Annotated in this window: 16 protein-coding genes and 2 pseudogenes; 8 read left to right on the top strand and 10 right to left on the bottom strand. The window is 73.2% G+C overall.

Annotation, left to right across the window (positions count from 1 at the left end; translation table 11 throughout):
• The gene (locus tag ACQPZK_RS11020; protein ID WP_433538191.1) at nucleotides 1-930 is read right to left on the bottom strand and encodes a phosphatidylinositol mannoside acyltransferase; all 930 of its coding nucleotides are present in this window, start codon (nucleotides 928-930) and stop codon (nucleotides 1-3) included.
• 22 nt (nucleotides 931-952) lie between these two features.
• Nucleotides 953-1,582 carry a phosphatidylinositol phosphate synthase gene (pgsA, locus tag ACQPZK_RS11015; RefSeq protein WP_433538190.1) on the bottom strand — a complete coding sequence of 210 codons (630 nt, stop codon included), beginning with the start codon at nucleotides 1,580-1,582 and terminating at the stop codon, nucleotides 953-955.
• 251 nt (nucleotides 1,583-1,833) lie between these two features.
• On the opposite strand from pgsA, the gene ACQPZK_RS11010 reads away from it, so the two are divergent.
• Nucleotides 1,834-3,990: an elongation factor G-like protein EF-G2 gene (locus ACQPZK_RS11010; protein WP_433538189.1), complete on the top strand. Its 2,157-nt coding sequence runs from the start codon at nucleotides 1,834-1,836 to the stop codon at nucleotides 3,988-3,990.
• A 222-nt stretch (nucleotides 3,991-4,212) separates the two neighbouring features.
• Here ACQPZK_RS11010 and ACQPZK_RS11005 read toward each other — a convergent pair whose 3' ends face one another.
• Complete coding sequence (locus ACQPZK_RS11005) at nucleotides 4,213-5,271, bottom strand: aldo/keto reductase (protein ID WP_433538188.1); 1,059 nt, start codon at nucleotides 5,269-5,271, stop codon at nucleotides 4,213-4,215.
• Nucleotides 5,272-5,368: 97 nt separating this feature from the next.
• On the opposite strand from ACQPZK_RS11005, the gene ACQPZK_RS11000 reads away from it, so the two are divergent.
• The gene (locus ACQPZK_RS11000; protein WP_433538187.1) at nucleotides 5,369-5,851 is read left to right on the top strand and encodes a hypothetical protein; all 483 of its coding nucleotides are present in this window, start codon (nucleotides 5,369-5,371) and stop codon (nucleotides 5,849-5,851) included.
• A gap of 34 nt (nucleotides 5,852-5,885) precedes the next feature.
• On the opposite strand, the gene ACQPZK_RS10995 is transcribed toward ACQPZK_RS11000, so the two are convergent.
• Nucleotides 5,886-6,398 (bottom strand): HIT family protein, encoded by a 513-nt coding sequence (locus ACQPZK_RS10995; RefSeq protein WP_433539175.1) that lies wholly within the window; start codon nucleotides 6,396-6,398, stop codon nucleotides 5,886-5,888.
• A 176-nt stretch (nucleotides 6,399-6,574) separates the two neighbouring features.
• On the opposite strand from ACQPZK_RS10995, the gene ACQPZK_RS10990 reads away from it, so the two are divergent.
• A complete protein-coding gene (locus ACQPZK_RS10990; protein ID WP_433538186.1) occupies nucleotides 6,575-7,303 on the top strand; it encodes a D-Ala-D-Ala carboxypeptidase family metallohydrolase in 729 nt (242 codons plus the stop codon).
• A 127-nt stretch (nucleotides 7,304-7,430) separates the two neighbouring features.
• Here ACQPZK_RS10990 and thrS read toward each other — a convergent pair whose 3' ends face one another.
• On the bottom strand, nucleotides 7,431-9,440 hold the full coding sequence (gene thrS, locus ACQPZK_RS10985; protein WP_433538185.1) for a threonine--tRNA ligase: 2,010 nt from the start codon (nucleotides 9,438-9,440) through the stop codon (nucleotides 7,431-7,433).
• Nucleotides 9,441-9,616: 176 nt separating this feature from the next.
• Between thrS and ACQPZK_RS10980 the strand changes: the two genes are divergently transcribed.
• Entirely contained in the window at nucleotides 9,617-10,720 is a 1,104-nt protein-coding gene (locus ACQPZK_RS10980) for a DUF1775 domain-containing protein (RefSeq protein ID WP_433538184.1), read from the top strand.
• A 314-nt stretch (nucleotides 10,721-11,034) separates the two neighbouring features.
• Here the strand turns inward: ACQPZK_RS10980 and ACQPZK_RS10975 are convergent.
• Nucleotides 11,035-11,964: pseudogene (locus ACQPZK_RS10975) on the bottom strand (ADP-ribosylglycohydrolase family protein); the annotation flags it as partial.
• Nucleotides 11,965-11,970: 6 nt separating this feature from the next.
• Nucleotides 11,971-12,072: pseudogene (locus ACQPZK_RS10970) on the bottom strand (ADP-ribosylglycohydrolase family protein); the annotation flags it as partial.
• Nucleotides 12,073-12,145: 73 nt separating this feature from the next.
• Here ACQPZK_RS10970 and ACQPZK_RS10965 point away from each other — a divergent pair.
• Both ACQPZK_RS10965 and ACQPZK_RS10960 read left to right on the top strand, forming a co-directional pair.
• On the top strand, nucleotides 12,146-12,835 hold the full coding sequence (locus ACQPZK_RS10965) for a response regulator transcription factor (protein WP_074318485.1): 690 nt from the start codon (nucleotides 12,146-12,148) through the stop codon (nucleotides 12,833-12,835).
• 29 nt (nucleotides 12,836-12,864) lie between these two features.
• Nucleotides 12,865-14,271 carry a HAMP domain-containing sensor histidine kinase gene (locus ACQPZK_RS10960; protein ID WP_433538183.1) on the top strand — a complete coding sequence of 469 codons (1,407 nt, stop codon included), beginning with the start codon at nucleotides 12,865-12,867 and terminating at the stop codon, nucleotides 14,269-14,271.
• A gap of 302 nt (nucleotides 14,272-14,573) precedes the next feature.
• Here ACQPZK_RS10960 and ACQPZK_RS10955 read toward each other — a convergent pair whose 3' ends face one another.
• Together ACQPZK_RS10955 and ACQPZK_RS10950 are read right to left on the bottom strand one after the other, a co-directional pair.
• On the bottom strand, nucleotides 14,574-15,596 hold the full coding sequence (locus tag ACQPZK_RS10955) for an adenosine deaminase (RefSeq protein WP_433538182.1): 1,023 nt from the start codon (nucleotides 15,594-15,596) through the stop codon (nucleotides 14,574-14,576).
• Complete coding sequence (locus tag ACQPZK_RS10950) at nucleotides 15,593-16,387, bottom strand: trans-aconitate 2-methyltransferase (protein ID WP_433538181.1); 795 nt, start codon at nucleotides 16,385-16,387, stop codon at nucleotides 15,593-15,595. The genes ACQPZK_RS10955 and ACQPZK_RS10950 overlap by 4 nt, the downstream gene beginning before the upstream one ends.
• Before the next feature lie 82 nt (nucleotides 16,388-16,469).
• On the opposite strand from ACQPZK_RS10950, the gene ACQPZK_RS10945 reads away from it, so the two are divergent.
• Together ACQPZK_RS10945 and ACQPZK_RS10940 are read left to right on the top strand one after the other, a co-directional pair.
• Nucleotides 16,470-17,453, top strand: a complete 984-nt coding sequence (locus tag ACQPZK_RS10945; RefSeq protein ID WP_433538180.1) for an aldo/keto reductase — start codon at nucleotides 16,470-16,472, stop codon at nucleotides 17,451-17,453.
• Nucleotides 17,454-17,547: 94 nt separating this feature from the next.
• Nucleotides 17,548-17,742: a hypothetical protein gene (locus ACQPZK_RS10940; RefSeq protein WP_433538179.1), complete on the top strand. Its 195-nt coding sequence runs from the start codon at nucleotides 17,548-17,550 to the stop codon at nucleotides 17,740-17,742.
• 115 nt (nucleotides 17,743-17,857) lie between these two features.
• Here the strand turns inward: ACQPZK_RS10940 and ACQPZK_RS10935 are convergent, their stop codons facing one another.
• Nucleotides 17,858-18,061 carry a cold-shock protein gene (locus ACQPZK_RS10935; RefSeq protein WP_011905669.1) on the bottom strand — a complete coding sequence of 68 codons (204 nt, stop codon included), beginning with the start codon at nucleotides 18,059-18,061 and terminating at the stop codon, nucleotides 17,858-17,860.
• Between the last annotated feature and the right edge of the window lie 32 nt (nucleotides 18,062-18,093).

Here is an 18,093-nt window from a genome sequence, read left to right as displayed (position 1 = left end):
TCAGGATCGACCCGAGGCCGGCGCCGACAGCTCCGTGCCCCCCGCGCCGCGCTGGTCCAGCCACATCCGCTGCAACATGTGCCAGTCTTGCGGATGCTGGGCGATGCCCGTCGCCAGACGGTCGGCGATCATCTGGGTCAGCGACCGGACCCGCTCGTCCAGCGGCCCCGCCTCCGGGCCGGGCACCGGCAGCGGGCCGGAGAGCGAGGCGCACGCCGCGTCCGGCTCGTACCACATCGAGGCCACGTAGAGCGGCGCCCCGGTGTGTATCGCGAGCAGCGCGGGCCCGGCGGGCATGCGCGTCTTCGCGCCGAAGAAGTCCACCTCGACGCCGCGCGCCGACAGGTCCCGGTCGGCCAGCAGCGGCACGACCGCGCCCGAGCGCAACCGGTCCAGCAGCACGTCGAACGCCGGACGCGGGCCGCCGTGGGTGGGCAGGATCTCCATGCCCAGCTTTCCGCGGAACGCCACGAAGCGCTCGTAGACGCCCTCCGGTTTGAGCCGTTCCATGACGGTGGTGAGCGGCCAGCCGGTGGCCGCCACCCACGCGCCCGCCGCGTCCCAGTTACCGGCGTGCGGCAGCGCCACCACGGCGCCCCGGCCAGCGGCCACGTCGGCGGCCAGCAGTTCCGCGCCGTCGAGCCGGAACCCGGACAGGATCTGCGCCCGGCTCAACGACGGCAGGCGGAACGCCTCCATCCAGTACCGGGCGTACGAGCGCAGGCCACGCCGCACGAGATCGTCCAGCTCGGCCTCGGGCACCTCCGGGCCGACCACCCGGCGCAGGTTGGCGCGCAGTCGAGCCGTACCCCCGCCGCCGCGGCGGTGCGCGCGGTCCGCGCCCTTCGCGAACGCCGCCGCCACCAGTGGCCGGGGCAGCGCGCGGACCAGCCGCCAGCCTGCGACGTAGCCGAGCTCGGTGAGGTTCACGCGGCCCGGCCGCCGGTCGCGCTCACGCCTGACCGTCCGGCTGGAGCTGCTGGGCCTGGCGGTAGACGTGCGCCATCCGCTGCCCCACCGTGAAGATCGAGATGGCGGCCAGCAGCCAGAGCGCGATCTCCAACGCGGGCTTCACGCCCACGCCGGTGAGGATCCCGCCGACGCCGACGATCAGCAGTCGCTCGGTGCGCTCGGCGATGCCCACGTTGCAGGTCATGCCCAGCCCCTCGGCCCGCGCCTTCACGTACGAGACGAGCCCGCCGGCGGCGAGGCAGAGCAGCGCGGCGGCGACGCCCGAGTGGTCGCCCTGGGTGGCCAGCCAGTACGCGACCGCGCCGAACACGGCGCTGTCGGCGACCCGGTCCATGCTCGAGTCGAGGAACGCGCCGAACCGGGTGGAGCCGCCGCTCATCCGGGCCATCGTCCCGTCGAGCAGGTCGGTCAACGCGAACACGGTCACGATCAACGCGCCCGCGACCAGATGGCCGCGGGCACCGAAGCCGAGCGCGCCGACGAGCACACCGACGGTGCCCGCGACGGTAACGACGTTGGGGGTGACGCCCGCGCGCAGCAGGGCGCGGGCAATCGGCTCGACGACGCGGGTCATCCCCGCGCGGGCCGACACTTGGAAGATCTTCGCCATGGCGGTCCCCACGATAACGGTCCGCGCAGCTCCGGCCATAACGCCGGTCCCGACGACCCGCCCGGGGCAGGCTTGTGCGTGTCCGACAACGGGTGTGAGATCGAGCCGGGAGGTGAGCCAGCTCACCCGTCCGCCCGTTGAGTTCCCCGATCGCAGCAGACCACCGGAGGATATCGCCGCGCACTCGCCCCGGGCCGCATTCACCTCGCGCGGCGGTCGCCACCCACCACCGGCTGAGGGAGGTGCGCCCCATGGCGCAGAAACATCAGGACAAGGGGGCCGCCGGCGGCACGCCGGTGGTGACCGAACCCGCGCGGATTCGCAACGTGGTGCTCGTCGGGCACTCCGGCGCGGGCAAGACCACGCTCGTCGAGGCCCTGCTCGCCGCCACCGGCACGATCAGCCGGGCCGGCAGCGTCGTCGACGGTACGACCGTGGGCGACCACGACCCCGCAGCCGTACGCCAGCAGCGCTCGGTGAGCCTGTCCTGCGCGCCCCTGCTGCACGACGGCATCAAGGTCAACCTGTTGGACACGCCCGGGTACGCCGACTTCGTCGGCGAGCTACGGGCCGGTCTGCGGGCCGCCGACGCCGCGCTGTTCGTGGTCTCCGCCGCCGGCGGCATGGACGCGGCCACCGTGGCCCTGTGGGAGGAGTGCGCGGCGGTCGACATGCCGCGCGCCGTAGCGGTGACCCGCCTCGACGCGCCCCGCGCCGACTTCGACGAGACGGTCGCGCTCTGCCAGCGGGTCTTCGGCGACAACGTGATGCCCCTCTACCTGCCGATGCTCGGCGACGACGGCGTCTCCACCGAGGGTCTGCTCGGCCTGATCACCCGCCGGGTCTTCGACTACACCGCCGGACTGCCCGCCGACGTCCGCGACCCGGACCCGGAGCACCAGCCCGCCATCGACGAGTCCCGCAACGAGCTGATCGAGGGGATCATCGCCGAGAGCGAGGACGAGACCCTCATGGACCGCTACCTCGACGGCGAGGAGATCAGCACCGAGGTGCTCGTCGACGACCTGGAGAAGGCCGTCGCACGGGGCCACTTCTATCCGGCGGTGCCGGTCTGCGCCGAGACCGGCGTCGGCCTGGACGCGCTGCTGGAGGTACTGACCGCGGCGTTCCCGTCCCCGCTGGAACACGAGCTGCCGGCCGTAACCGGGGTGGACGGCTCTCCCCGCCCGCCGCTGACCTGCGACCCGGACGGCCCGCTCGTGGCCGAGGTCGTCAAGACCACCGTCGACCGGCACGTCGGCCGGGTCTCGCTGGTCCGGGTCTTCTCCGGCACGCTGCGTCCCGACGACACGGTGCACATCTGCGGGCACGGCATGGCCGAGCGCGGACACCCCGACCACGACGCCGACGAGCGGGTCGGGCACCTCTACACGCCGCTGGGCGCCACCCTGCGCGAGGTCCCGCACTGCGTCGCCGGCGACATCTGTGCCATCACCAAGTCGCCGACCGCGGAGACCGGCGACACCGTGTCGGCGAAGGCCGACCCGCTGCTGATCGCTCCGTGGGAGATGCCCGAACCGCTGCTGCCGGTGGCGATCGTCGCCCGCAGCCGCGCCGACGAGGACGCCCTCGCCCGCAACCTCGCCCGACTGGTCGCCGGCGACCCCACCCTGCGGCTGGACCGCAACCCGGAGACCCACCAACTGGTGCTCTGGTGCATGGGCGAAGCGCACGCGGACGTGCTGCTGGACCGGCTGCGCTCCGGCGGCGTCGAGCTGGACACCGAACCGGTGCAGGTGTCGCTGCGCGAAACCCTGACGGCCCCCGCGCGGGGCCACGGCCGGCACGTCAAGCAGTCCGGCGGCCACGGCCAGTACGCGGTCTGCGACATCGAGGTCGAGCCACTGCCCCGGGGCGCCGGCTTCGAATTCGTCGACCGGGTCGTCGGCGGCGCCGTCCCGCACAACTACATCCCCTCGGTAGAGAAGGGCGTCCGCGCCCAGATGGAACGCGGACTGGTAGCCGGTCACCCGGTCGTCGACCTACGGGTCACCCTGGTCGACGGCAAGGCGCACAGCGTCGACTCCTCCGACGCGGCCTTCCAGACCGCGGGCGCGCTGGCACTGCGCGACGCCGCCGAGCGCGGCCAACCGGCACTCCTGGAGCCGATCGACGAGGTGACCATCCGGGTGCCGGACGGCTCGGTCGGCGCCGTGCTGGGCGACCTGTCCGGTCGGCGCGGCCGGGTGCTCGGCACCGAACCGGACCCGGACGCCGACGGCCGCACCCTGGTCCGCGCCGAGGTGCCGGCCCTGGAACTGCTGCGCTACGCCGTCGAGCTGCGCTCGATGACCGCCGGCACGGGTACGTTCCGCCGCCACTTCGTCCGCCACGACCCCATGCCGCCCCACCTAGCCGACCAGACCCGCAAAGAACAAACCCCATAACCCCGCGCCCCAAACACCCCGGCCCCACCCCCGCCCCACCCCACCCCGGCCCCACCCCACCCTGCCCTGCCCTGCCCGGCCTCGCCGATCTTGCACTTTGTGTCGACGGTAAGTGGGTTATTGCGGCATTAGTCCCAGCAGAAAGTGCAAGATCGGCGGGGCGGGTGGGGCGAGGGCGAGGCGAGGGCGAGGGCGGGGCAAGGGCGGGGCGGGGGCGGTGGGTTACGGGTGGGTTTGGGGGTGGGTGGGGCGGGGCCAGTGGGGGCGGTCGGCGTCGCGGAGGGCTGCCGTGCGCAGGGCGGCGAGCTGGCGCTCCACCTCGACGAACTGGTCCGCCGGCAGCGGGCCCCGGTGCAGCGCCGCCGCGTTCTCCTCGACCTGCGCGACGGTACGGCAGCCCGGGATCGGGACGGCACGTCCGCTGCGGGCCCAGATCCAGCCCAGCGCACCCTGGGCGAGGGTACGACCGTCGGCGGTCAGCGCGGCACGGACCGCGCCGACCCGGCGCAGCCATTCCGGGGCCGGCCGGCCACCCCGGAACCACTCCAGCCAGCCCGGCGTCAACCCGCGTACGTCGTCGCGGGGCAGTGTCGACGCGGCCGTGTACTTGCCGGTGAGCAGCCCCATCCCGAGAGGCCCCTGGTTGATGCTCGCGAGGTCGTACTTGTCGCAGACGGCGAGCACCTCGGGGGCGTCACGCAGCACCGACAGGGCGTGCTGCACGGCGCCGGCACCCGGGGCTTCCTGCCCGAGGGCGGCGGCCCGGTCGGCGCGGTCGGTGCTCCACCCGTACGCCCGGATCAGGCCCTCGGCGACGAGATCCTCGCAGGCGGCGAACAGTGCCTCCGCCCGGTGCACGGGCAGGTCGCCCAGGTGCAGCTGGTAGAGGTCGATCCGGTCGGTGCCCAACCGGCGCAGCGAGGCGGTGACGGCCCGCCGCAGGTACGCCGGTGACGCGTCCTCGCCGGTGGCCTGCCGGGCCGCCTCGTCGAACGTGTAACCCCACTTGGTGGCGATCACGGCCTCGTCGCGGTGGCCGGCGAGCGCCCGACCCAGCACCCGCTCGCCGTGCCCCGCGCCGTACGTGTCGGCGGTGTCGAACAGGGTCACGCCCAACTCGAGCGCACGGCGTACGGCCCGGACCGACTCGTCGTCGTCGACCGCCCCCCAGCCCAGCGGCTGGCTGCCCTCCGCCCAGGGACCGGCGATCGCCCAGCACCCCATGCCGAGGGCGCTGACCTCGATGCCGCTGCGCCCCAACATCCGTGTCGTGACTGCCATCGGCCGATCGTGCCACCTTCGGCGGGCCGGGGCGTAGCAACCACGGACGCGGAAACGCGGTACGCGCGCGCCGACGCCGTACGGCATGATCGTCGCCATGCGACGGCTGGGCGTGGACATTGGCGGCGTGCTCATCGAGCCGGCCGACGACGACGCCGACACGTCCTTCTTCGGCGCGCACTACCTGCGTACGCCCATGGTCGACGGCGCGTTCGACGCGCTCGCGGCGCTCGGGCCGGCGTTCGACGAGGTGCACCTGGTGTCCAAGTGCGGCGAGTCCACCCAGCGGCGGACCCTCCAGTGGTTGGCCCACCACGACTTCACATCCCGCACCGGGATTCCCGTCGAGCGGGTGCACTTCTGCCGGACCCGTCCGGCCAAGGCACCGATCGCCCGGCGGCTCGGCCTGACCCACTTCGTGGACGACAAGCTGGAGGTGCTGGGTTACCTCGAGTCGGTGCCGTACCGGTTCCTGTTCCGGCCCCGCCCGGCGCAGGTCGCCGCGTACGCCGCGTTGCTGCCGCTCGTACACCGGGTGGAGAGCTGGCCGGAGCTTGTTCCGCTGCTGCGCGCCGACTAGCCGGAGCGGCGCGGACGCCGCGCGGGCGGCGCGGTCAGGACGGCCAGGCGCGGGCGAGCAGGTCGCGGGTGTCGTGCAGGAGCTGCGGCAGCACCTTGGTGCGGCCGATCACCGGCATGAAGTTCGCGTCACCGCCCCAGCGTGGCACCACGTGCTGGTGCAGGTGGGCCGCGATGCCGGCGCCCGCGACGCCACCCTGGTTCATGCCCAGGTTGAAGCCGTGCGCGTTGCTCACCTTGCGGATCACCCGCATCGCGGTCTGCGTGTGGGACGCCAGCTCGACGGTCTCCGCCTCGTCGAGGTCGGTGTAGTCGGCGACGTGCCGGTACGGGCAGACCAGCAGGTGCCCGGGGTTGTACGGGTAGAGGTTGAGCACGACGAAGACGCGCTCGCCGCGGGCCACCACGAGGCTCTCCTCGGCGGGCAGCCCGGGGGCGAGACAGAACGGGCAGCCGGTCGGCTTCTCGTAGCCCTCGGCGGGGCGGTCCTCACCCGAGATGTAGGTCATCCGGTGCGGCGTCCAGAGCCGATCCAGGCCGTCCGCCATGCCGCCGCTGTCCGTGTGTCGCTCCGCCCCTGTCACGAGCCGATCCTACGGAGCCGGGTCGGCGGGCCGCGACACCCGTGACCGGAAACTCGCCGCTGCAACTTCTTGACGGAGTAGAGACTCAGCCCTGAAACTTCCATTCATTCACGTCGTTAGATCGATGGATGGAGCGTTCCATGATCCGTCAGCTCGGCAGAATCCTCGCGGCGCTCGCGCTGGCCGCCGTCACCACGGTGACCGGGGTCACCCTCACCTCCAGCGCCGCGCACGCCGACGGCTGCTACACCTGGGGTCGCACCCTGTCCCAGGGGATGTCCGGCGAGGACGTCCGGCAACTCCAGATCCGCGTCGCCGGCTACCCCGGCTACGCGGCGGTGCTCACGATCGACGGCGCCTTCGGCCCGGCCACGCGGTCGGCGGTGATCCGCTTCCAGCAGGCGTACGGGCTGGGCGCGGACGGGATCGCCGGCCCGCAGACCTTCAACCGGCTCTACGCGCTCCAGGACGACGACTGCACGCCCGCCAACTTCAGCTACGCCGAGCTGAACAACTGCAACAGCACCTGGTCCGGCGGCGCGGTCTCGGCCAGCACCGCCCGCGCCAACGCGCTCGTCTCCATGTGGAAGCTCCAGGCCCTGCGACACGCCCTCGGCGACGTCCCCATCGCGATCAGCAGCAGCTTCCGCAGTTACGCCTGCAACAGCGCGGTCGGCGGGGCGTCGAACAGCCGACACCTGTACGGCGACGCGGTCGACCTGGTCGGCTCACCGTCGTTCTGCCGGCTCGCCCAGCAGGCCCGCTACCACGGCTTCGGCCAGATCCTCGGCCCCGGCTACCCGGACCACAACGACCACACCCACGTCGCGGCGGTCGGCGGCTGGTCGGCGCCCAGTTGCGGCATCTGACGACGGAAAGCCCGCCTCCCGGCTGAAGATCGCGCTCGAACGTGGAAGTAGTGGCCTCCCAGCGTCGGGAGGCCACTACTTCCTGGATCGAGCACGATCATGACGCGCGGCGCGCGACAAGCGAGCGTTACTCCGCGACGGCGGACGGGCCGACGTTGGTGCGGGAGCTGACCACGTCCAGGACGTGGGTCACCGCCTCGGCGATCGGCACCCCGTTGCGCTGGGAGCCGTCGCGGTAGCGGAAGGAGACCGTGCCGGCGGCCACGTCGTCGTCGCCGGCGATGACCATGAACGGAATCTTCTGCTGCTGCGCCGTACGGATCTTCTTCTGCATCCGGTCGTCGCCCGCGTCGACCTGGGCGCGGATGCCCTCGGCGCGCAGCGCCGCCACGAAGCCGTGCAGGTAGTCGGTGTGGTCCTCCCGGATCGGGATGCCGATCACCTGCACGGGGGCCAGCCAGGCGGGGAACGCGCCCGCGTAGTGCTCGGTGAGCACCCCGAAGAACCGCTCGATCGACCCGAACAACGCCCGGTGGATCATCACGGGACGTTGGCGGCTGCCGTCGGCGGCCTGGTACTCCAGCCCGAAGCGCTCCGGCTGGTTGAAGTCGACCTGGATGGTGGACATCTGCCAGGTTCGGCCGATCGCGTCCCGCGCCTGCACGGAGATCTTCGGCCCGTAGAACGCCGCGCCGCCCGGGTCGGGCACCAGGTCGAGGCCGGAGGTCGCCGCGGCGGTGCGCAGCGCCTCGGTGGCCTCCTCCCAGTCCTCGTCCGCGCCGATGAACTTGGGCGAGTCGTCGCGGGTCGACAGCTCCAGGTAGAAGTCGTCCAGACCGTAGTCGCGCAGCAGGTCGAGCACGAAGCTCAGCAGCGTGGACAGCTCACCGGCCATCTGCTCACGGGTGCAGTAGATGTGCGAGTCGTCCTGGGTCAGGCCCCGGACCCGGGTGAGGCCGTGCACGACGCCGGACTTCTCGTACCGGTAGACCGTGCCGAACTCGAACATCCGCAGCGGCAGCTCCCGGTACGACCGCCCGCGCGACCTGAAGATCAGGTTGTGCATCGGGCAGTTCATCGCCTTGAGGTAGTAGTCCGCGCCCTCCAACTGCATGGGCGGGAACATCGTGTCCGCGTAGTACGGCAGGTGGCCGGAGGTGTGGAACAGCTGCGCCTTGGTGATGTGCGGGGTGTTGACGAACTCGTACCCCGCCTCCTCGTGCCGCCGCCGCGAGTAGTGCTCCATCTCCCGACGGATGATGCCGCCCTTGGGGTGGAAGACCGCCAGGCCGGAGCCGATCTCGTCGGGAAAGCTGAACAGGTCGAGGTCCGCGCCGAGCTTGCGGTGGTCGCGCCGGGCGGCCTCCTCCAACAGCTTGAGGTACGCCTTGAGCTCGTCCCGGGTCGGCCACGCGGTGCCGTACACCCGCTGGAGCTGGGGGTTCTTCTCCGACCCGCGCCAGTACGCGGCAGCCGACCGCATGAGCTTGAACGCGCCGATCAGGCGGGTGGTCGGCAGGTGCGGGCCCCGGCACAGGTCCGACCAGCAGACCTTGTCCTCCTTGGCGTCGAGGTTGTCGTAGATGGTCAGCTCGCCGCCGCCCACCTCCATCACCTCGTCGGTGTCCAGGCCCTCGCCCTTGACCTCGATCAACTCCAGCTTGAACGGCTCGTCGGCCAGCTCGGCGCGCGCCTCGTCGAGGCTGCCGAAACGGCGGCGACGGAACCGCTGCCCGGACTTGACGATCTCCTGCATGCGCTTCTCGAGCTTGGCGAGATCGTCCGGCTGGAACGGCTTGTCGACGTCGAAGTCGTAGTAGAAGCCGTTCTCGATCGGCGGGCCGATGCCCAGCTTGGCCTCGGGGAAGACGTCCTGCACGGCCTGGGCGAGCACGTGCGCGGTGGAGTGCCGCAGCACGTTGAGCCCGTCCGGCGAGTCCAGGCTGACCGGCTCTACGGTCGTGTCCTCGGCCGGCGACCAGTCCAGGTCACGGAGCTGGCCCTGCGGGTCGCGGACCACGACGATCGCCTTGGGGCCGTTCGCGGGCAGTCCGGCCGCGGCCACCGCGTCGGCCGCCGTCGTCCCGGCGGCGACGACGACGGGGTCGGCCACGGCGGGGGTACGGGGTGCAGACACGGTGACTCCTCCAAGCGGTACGAAACGGCGCCGATCCTCGGCCCCTGCCGATGCTATCGGTCGCGCCGTCGGCACCTTCCGGACGGCTCGCGTTGAACCTTTCACGCCTCGAATCCGAACTAGGTGGTGTGGCCGGAAACCGGTGCCGGTCGCGCCGAGACGGATGGGGGCACGAGATGGCGAGCACGCACGGCGGTGGCCGCCCGCGGCGGATCGCGGCGGTGACCGCGCTGACCGCGGCCGGGCTGCTCCTCTGGCCCGCTTCGGCGGCGCAGGCCGCGGACGTGACGACCACCCCGACCGAGGCACGGCAGGGCGATGCCGTACGGCTGGAGTTCAGCGTGCCCGAGGAGCGGGCCGGCACGAAGAGCAAGCAGATCGAGATCCGGTTGCCGGCCGACGCGCCGGTGGCCGAGGTCTACCCGATGTCGGTCGACGGCTGGGCGCCCAGGATCGACTCCAAGACCCTGGACAAGCCGGTGGCGGGCATCCACTCCTCGGGGGTGAGCACCGTGACCACTGCGGTGACGTGGGTCCGCGTCGGCCAGGGCGCGACCGGCCCGGCCAAGCTGGCCCTGTCCATGGGCCCGATGCCGCAGGCCGAGCGACTCACGTTCGAGGTCGTCCAGACGTACGCCGACGGCACCGTGGTCCGCTGGACGGACGCCGACGGTGACCACCGCGCGCCGGTGCTGACGCTCCTGCCGGCTGCCCCGGGGGCCGCCGGACCGGCCGTGCACGGCGGCCACGGCGCGCCGGCGGCGGGCACGGCGAACGGTCCCGCCGCAGGGGCGCAGGGCGGTGCCGCAGCGGGCACCTCGGGCGAGGAGTCCGGCAACGCCGACGCGATGCTCGCCGCCGGCCTGCTGGCCGGCCTGGGCGGCGGCGCGGCGATCGGCTGGCTGGTCAGCCGGTGGCGGCGACGCGACCCGGCCGAGGACGCTGCCCTGGCCGAGATCACGGGCGACCCGGCCGACGCAGCGGCACAGGCCGGCGAGACGGCGGCGGCCGGCGCGGCGGCACAGCGCCACACGACGGCGGGCGGCACAGCGGCACGGCCCGACGACACGACGGCGGGCGGCACAGCAGCACGGACCGACACGACGCCTGCCGACGCAGCAGCACGGACCGACGACACGACGGCCGACGCGGCGGCCGACACGGCGGCGGCGGGGGTCGGCGCAGCGGCGCCTGTCGACACGGCGGCAGGGGTCGGCGCAACGGCGCCCGTCGACACGGCGGAGGCAGTCCCCGTCGGCGCTCCCGCCCGCGCCGGCTGAGCGGACGCCTGGCAGAACCCGGCCTCGCCCCATGATCGACACGACATCGCCGATGTCGGGCCATCCCGCCGCTGGGTCACCCCGATATCGGCGATGTGGAGTGGATCAAGCCCGGCACGGCGGGCACGGCACGGCGGGCACGGCGCGGCAAGCACGGCGCGGCACGGTCAGCGGGCACGGCGCGGCACGGTCGGCGGGCACGGCGCGGCACGGCGGGCACGGCACGGCACGGCGGGCACGGCACGGCACGGCGGGCACGGCACGGCACGGCGGGCACGGCACGGTCGGCGGGCACGGCGGGCCGGGTCAGGACGTCAGGGCAGCCAGGTGGGTAGTGGCTCGCGGGCGGCCAGCCACGACTCCGGCACCCCGCCCGGCGTCCCGACACCCGTGTACGCCGCCACCACCGCCCCCGCGATGGCGGCCGTGGTGTCCACGTCGCCGCCGGCGCGTACGCAGGTCCGGATTGCCGCCGGGTAGTCGTCCAGGTGGGTGGCGGCCACCCAGAGCGTGAACGCGACGGTGTCCTGGGCGGTCACGCGGGAGCCGTTGCCGAGCGCGGCCACCACGCGGGACAGCGGGCGGCCGAGCAGGCCGATGCCGCGGTGTACGCCGCGGTGCACCTCGGTGCCCCCGTCCAGCGCGGCGGCGACCCCGGCGAGGAGGCGGGCCGGGGTCGGTCGGTGGCCGTCGAGGCGGGCCCGGGCGGCGAGCGCGGCGGCCACCGCCACGGCGACCGCGCCGGCGATCCCCTCGGGGTGCGCGTGGGTCACCTCGGCCGAGGCGCGGGCCTGCGCCGCCGCGCGGGCGGTGGAGTCGGCGAAGTAGGCGCCCAGCGGCCCGACCCGCATGGCTGCTCCGTTGCCGCAGGAGCCCTGGCCGTCGAAGGCGGACGCGGCGGCCACCGGCCACGGGGTGCCGGTGCGGATCAGCCGCAGGATCAGCAGCGCGCCGGGACCGTAGCCGCGTCGCGCATCGCAGCGCTCGGCGAACGCCAGGGCCAGCCGGTCCCGGTCGACGCCGCCCGACGCGGCCAGTTCGGCGACGACCGAGCAGGCCATCTCGGTGTCGTCGGTCCAGGCCCACGGCGCCGGTGGCAGGATGCCAGCGCCGGGAGCGGCCACGCCCGACGGATCGGCGCCCGCGCCGGGACCGGCCACGCCCGACGGATCGGCGCCCACGCCGGGACCGGCCACGCCCGACGGATCGGCGCCCACGCCGGGGACGTCATCGGAGACGGCGGCCGGGGCCGGCGGGGCGTACCGCTCGCCGAGCGCGTCACCGGTGGAGAGGCCGGCGAGGCTGTCCCGGGCGAGCGCCAGGCGAGCGTCGGCGAACAGGGTGAACGACATCGTCGTACCAGCTTGCCCGCTTCCCAGGTACGTCGCAACGCGATCAACTTGCCAGGCCAAGTACCGTCTTGTCGTGGCCTCCGTGCTCCTGGTCGAAGACGATCACGTCGTACGCGGCGCGATGCTGCGGTCCCTCGCTGACCGCGGGCACGCCGTGCACGCCGTGGGCACCGCCCTGGACGCGCTGCGACGGGTCGCCGCGGAGACACCCGACCTGGTGGTGTTGGACCTGGGCCTGCCCGATCTGGACGGCTCGGACGCGCTGCGGATGCTGCGCGGCATCACCGACATCCCGATCATCATCGCCACCGCGCGCGACGACGAGCAGTCGGTGGTCAAGCTGCTGCGCGCCGGCGCCGACGACTACATGGTCAAGCCGTTCACGGGCGCGCACCTGGACGCGCGCATCACCACGGTCCTGCGGCGCGCCGGACGGGCCAGCCGGACGGTGCAGCCGGCGGTGCACACCGTCGGCGGGCTGCGCGTGGACGTCGGTGAGCGCAGCGCCCACCTCGACGGGGAGCCGCTGGCGCTGACCCGTAAGGAATTCGACCTGCTGGCGTATCTCGCCGCACGACCCGGGCGGGTAGTGTCCCGCCGGGAACTCTTGGAGGAGGTATGGCGGCAGCCATCGGTCGGCGAGGATCAGACAATCGACGTACACCTGTACTGGCTCCGTCGAAAGATGGGCGAGTCCGCGGCGAAGCCGCGCTACCTGCGCACCGTGCGGGGGGTCGGGTTCCGGCTGGTGGCACCGGACTGAGGACGGCGCTGGCCCTGCTCACGGCCGGCATGTGCAGCCTCGTCGCGCTCGCCTTCCTGCTCCCACTCGGGTTGAGCCTGCGGGGGCAGACGCGCGAGGAGGCGATCGCCGAAGCGGCCCGACGCAGCGCGCTGGTGACCGGCGCGTTGGCGGTGAGCACGGAGCGGTCGGTGGTCGAACGGGCCGTCGTGGCCAGCGGCGACGACGTCGCCGTCCGGCCGGTGGTGTACGGGTTGGGGCTGGACGAGTCTGCGGGCCGCGCCGGTGGGGCCGACCTGGACCGGGCTCGCGCCGACCGGCGTTCGCTGGTCACCGACGTCGACGGCGGGGTGGTCCGGCTCGACCCGGTGGTCCTCGGTGACCGGACGGCCGTCGTCGAGGTGTTCGTGCCGGACTCGACGCTGGGCGAGGGCGCCGGTGGCACCTGGTTGCTGCTGTTCGCGGTGGGTGCGGCGATGGTCGGCGCTGCCGTGCTGGTGGTCGACCGGGTGGCCGCCCGCGCGGTGGACGCCACCCAGGGGCTGGTCAAGGCTGCCCTGTCCGTCGGTGACGGCGACTCGGGCGTACGCGTGGAGCCGACCGGCCCCCGCGAGCTGGCGGAGGCCGGATACGCCTTCAACCGGATGGCCGACCGGCTGGACGCGGCCCGGACCGACGAGCGGGAGCTGGTCGCCGACCTGTCGCACCGGCTGCGGACGCCGTTGACCGTGCTCCGGCTGGACGCGGAGGCGTTGGAGTCCGACGACACCAGCGTGGGCTCGTTCAGCCCGGCGGAACTGGACCGGTTGCGGGGTATCCGGCGCATCCGGCAGGCGATCGTCACCCTCGAGGGCGAGATCGACGTGCTGATCAAGACCACCCGCAAGGCGGTGGCGCACGAGGCCGGCCCGGCCATGTGCGACGTCAGTGAGGTGGTCCGGGACCGGATGGTGTTCTGGGCGGCGCTGGCCGGTGACCAGAACCGCCCCCACCGGGTCACCGGCGCACAACTGCGCATCCCCGCGCCGGTGCCGCGGGCCGAGCTGGCCGCCGCGCTGGACGCGGTGATCGGCAACGTCTTCCGCTACACGCCGCAGGGCACCGCGTTCGAGGTGGCCGTGTCGCGCCGCGATGGGTACGTGGCGATCCGGATCGACGACGCCGGCCCGGGCATCGCCAACCCGGATCGGGCGCTGCGACGGGGCGCGAGCGACCAGGGCTCGACCGGGCTCGGCCTGGACATCGCCAAGCGGGTGGCGTTGCAGGCGAACGGCTCGGTCAGCATCGACCGAGCCCGGTTGGGTGGCGCGAGCGTGGTGATGCTGCTCGCCGACCCGGACGCGACGCCCCGGCAGGTCAACCGGTTCGGCCTGGTGGGCCGGATGGCGCGCGACGCCCGGGAACAGAAGAGCAGCGGCCGTCGCTGGCCCCGCCAGCGCCCCACCGACGACGACTGAGCGCCGTCAACGGACGACCGAGCACTGTCGACCGACGACCGAGGACTCCCGGGCCGATCGGTTGCCGGGAGCGCTCCGATCGGCCGAGCGAGCCGGGGCTGTGCGGCGGCACAAGTCTTCCTTAGATCGGGGTTAACGACCGGGGTCAGCCGCTCGCCGGCTGACAGGATCAGTTCACGAACCCACCAGTTCCACCGGCCAGCGCACCGCGCACCCACCGGCCGGTGGAGCCGTGCGCGCGGCGGGAGTCTCAGGTCCCCCCACACCCACGCTCCCGCCGCGCGCCCCGCTCACCCCGTGCCTCAGCCGGCGTTGGCGACGTACGCGTCGATCTCCTCGATGATCCGCTGCTTGCCGATCGGGTCGAGGAAGGACGCGGTCACCGCGTTGCGGGCCAGCGCCGCCAGCTCTGCCGGACCCGCATTGAGCAGTCGGGCGGCCACCGCGTACTCGTCGTTGAGGGTGGTGCCGAACATCGGCGGGTCGTCGGAGTTGATGGTCACCAGCAGCCCGGCGTCGACCAGCCGGGGCAGCGGGTGCTCGTCGAGGTTGGCCACCGCCCGGGTCCGCACGTTCGAGGTCGGGCAGATCTCCATCCCGATCTGCCGCTCGGCGAGGTAGGTGAGCAGCTCCGGGTCCTGCGCGGCGGAGATGCCGTGCCCGATCCGCTCCGCGCCCAGCTCGTGCAGGGCGTCCCAGATGGTCTGCGGGCCGGTGGTCTCGCCGGCGTGCGGCACCGAGCGCAGCCCGGCGGCGCGTGCCTGGTCGAAGAAGGGCCGGAACTGCGGCCGGGGTACGCCGATCTCCGGGCCACCCAGCCCGAAGCTGATCAGGGAGTCCGGCCGTTCGTCGAGGGCGATCCGCAGCGTCTCCTCGGCGGCCGGCAGGCCGGCCTCGCCCGGGATGTCGAAGCACCAGCGCAGGTCCAGGCCGAAGTCGGCGGCAGCGCGCTTGCGGGCGTCCTCGATCGCCTCGCAGAACGCCGGCGCGGGGATCCCCCGTCGGACGTGCGAGTACGGGGTGATGGTCAGCTCCGCGTACCGGACCTGCTGACGGGCCAGTTCCCGGGCCACCTCGTGGGTGAGGAGCCAGACGTCCTCCGGGTCACGGATGAGGTCGACGACGCTCAGGTAGACCTCGACGAAGTGCGCGAAGTCGCGGAACTCGAAGTAGCTGGCGAGGGCGTCCGGGTCGCTCGGGACCGGGGTGTGCCCCTCGTGGCGGGCGGCCAGCTCGGAGACGATCCGGGGCGAGGCGGAGCCGACGTGGTGTACGTGCAGCTCCACCTTGGGCAGACCGGCGATGAAGGTGGTCAGATCGGTCACGGGTTCTCCTGTGCGAGGGCGCCGGTACGGGCGACGACGAAGACACGGCGGAACGGGAAGGGCACCCGACCGTGCCGGACCGGGTAGGCGGCGTTGAGGCGTACCCCCAGCTCGGCCCGGAAGGCCGACCAGCCGGCGGCGTCCAGCGCGGCCCGGACGGGTCGCAGCGCGGTGCCCTCCATCCAGGCCAGCACCGGGTGGTCGGCGGCGGGATCGGCCGGCAGCAGGTGCACGTAGGTAGTCTCCCAGGCGTCCACCGTGCAGCCGGCGGCGGTCAGCAGGTCCGCGTAGTCGGCCGGGTCGTCGACGGGGTCGGCGCGCTGGAGCGGGGCCAGCTCGGTCCGCCAGGCCGGCAGACCGGCGACCTCGCGCAGCGCCCGGTGCGACGGGGCGTCGAAGTTGCCGGGGACCTGCACGGCGAGCCAGGCGTCGGCGGGCAGCTCGGTGGCCCAGCGGCGCAGCAGCTCCTGGTGGCCGGGCACCCACTGCAGGGCGGCGTTGGTGACCACCACGTCCTCGTCGCCGCTCGGACGCCAGTCGCGCAGGTCGGCGACGGCGAACTCGACCGGGGTCGGCAGGGCCCGCGCCCGGTCGATCATCTCGGGCGCGGAGTCGAGGCCGACGACCCGGGCGTCGGGCCAGCGTTCGGCCAGGATGGCGGTGAGATGTCCGGGACCGCAGCCGAGGTCGACCACCGTCCGGGGCCGGGCGGCGGGGATCCGGTGGAGCAGGTCGTGAAAGGGTCGGGAGCGCTCGTCGGAGTAGCGCAGGTACGTCGTCGGATCCCACATCGGCGCCTCCAAACCGTACGTCCGTCTTGTTTACCGTACGACTCGCGTGGCAGCCCGGCAACCCGATCACTAGGCTCGGGGCATGGAACAGCGCAGCTTCAACCGGCTCGGCCGGACCGTCGGAGTCGTCGGCCTGGGCGCCTGGCAGCTCGGCGCCGACTGGGGAACGGTCAGCGAGGCCGACGCCATGGCGGTGCTCACCGCGGCCGTGGACGCCGGAGTCACCTTCCTGGACACCGCCGACGTGTACGGCGACGGCCGCAGCGAGCAGCTGATCGGCCGCTTCCTGCGCTCCCGGCCGGACGCCGGCCTGACCGTCGCCACCAAGATGGGCCGGCGCGTCGAGCAGCGGCCGGAGGCGTACACCCTCGCCAACTTCCGGCAGTGGACCGACCGGTCCAGGGCCAACCTCGGAATGGACACCCTGGACCTGGTCCAGTTGCACTGCCCGCCGACCGCCGTCTTCGCCGACGACGCGGTCTTCGACGCCCTGGACACCCTCGTCGCCGAGAAGGCCATCGCGGGGTACGGCGTCAGCGTGGAGACCTGCGACCAGGCGCTCACCGCCATCGCCCGCCCGGGTGTGGCCAGCGTGCAGATCATCCTCAACGCCGTCCGGCACAAGCCGCTGGAGCAGGTGCTGCCGGCGGCCGCCGAGGCGGGCGTCGGGATCATCGCCCGGGTGCCGCTGGCCAGTGGCCTGCTCTCCGGCCGCTACGACGAGCACACCGAGTTCCCCGCCGACGACCACCGCAACTACAACCGGCACGGGGCGGCGTTCGACGTCGGCGAGACGTTCTCCGGCGTCGACTACGCCCAGGGGCTCGCCGCCGTACGCCGGCTCGCGCCGCTCGTCGACTCCGACCGCACCATGGCGCAGTTCGCGCTGCGATGGGTCCTGGACCAGGCCGGCGTCACCGTCGTCATCCCGGGGGCGCGCGACGCCGAGCAGGCCCGCCGCAACGCCGCCGCGGCGGACCTCTCACCACTCTCGGACGCCCAACTGGCCGGTGTACGCGAGGTCTACGACGAGCTGATCCGCCCGCAGGTGCACGACCGGTGGTGAGCTGCCGACCCCGGGTGCTCGCGTCGCCCTGCCGAGACGACGATGCTGGACGCCCGGGGCGGCGTACCGCCCGGCCTGGCGAGGAGGGTGCGCGATGAGGGGTTGGCTGACACTCACCCTCGGCCTGCTGGCCGTGGTGATCGGTGCGGTGTGGACGGTGCAGGGCCTCGGCTACGTCAGCGGCAGCGTGATGACCGACCAGACGCTCTGGGTGGTGGTGGGCCCGATCGTGGCCTTGGCCGGACTCGTGGCGCTCTGGCTGGGGCTGCGCTCGCGACGCCGACTCTGAGTCCTGACCACGCGCGCCAGCGGCCGACCGGTGGACGTGGAAAGCCCCGCATCCCGGTGCGGGATACGGGGCTTCACTTCAACAAGCCCTGGCCGGCGGGGGCCGACCAGAGGTGTCAGAGGGGGCGGACCTGCTCGGCCTGCGGGCCCTTCTGACCCTGGGCGATCTCGAACTCCACCCGCTGGTTCTCCTCCAGCGTGCGGTAGCCGCTGGTCTGGATGGCCGAGAAGTGGACGAACACGTCAGCACCCCCGCCGTCGACGGTGATGAAGCCGAAGCCCTTGTCAGCGTTGAACCACTTCACGGTTCCCTGCGCCATGTGTATCTCCTTCTAAAACTGGCGGCCGTGCA

Origin of the sequence: Micromonospora sp. CA-249363, assembly GCF_050950185.1 — a bacterium.
Taxonomy (GTDB): domain Bacteria; phylum Actinomycetota; class Actinomycetes; order Mycobacteriales; family Micromonosporaceae; genus Micromonospora.
This window is presented reverse-complemented; position numbering and strand designations above follow the sequence as displayed.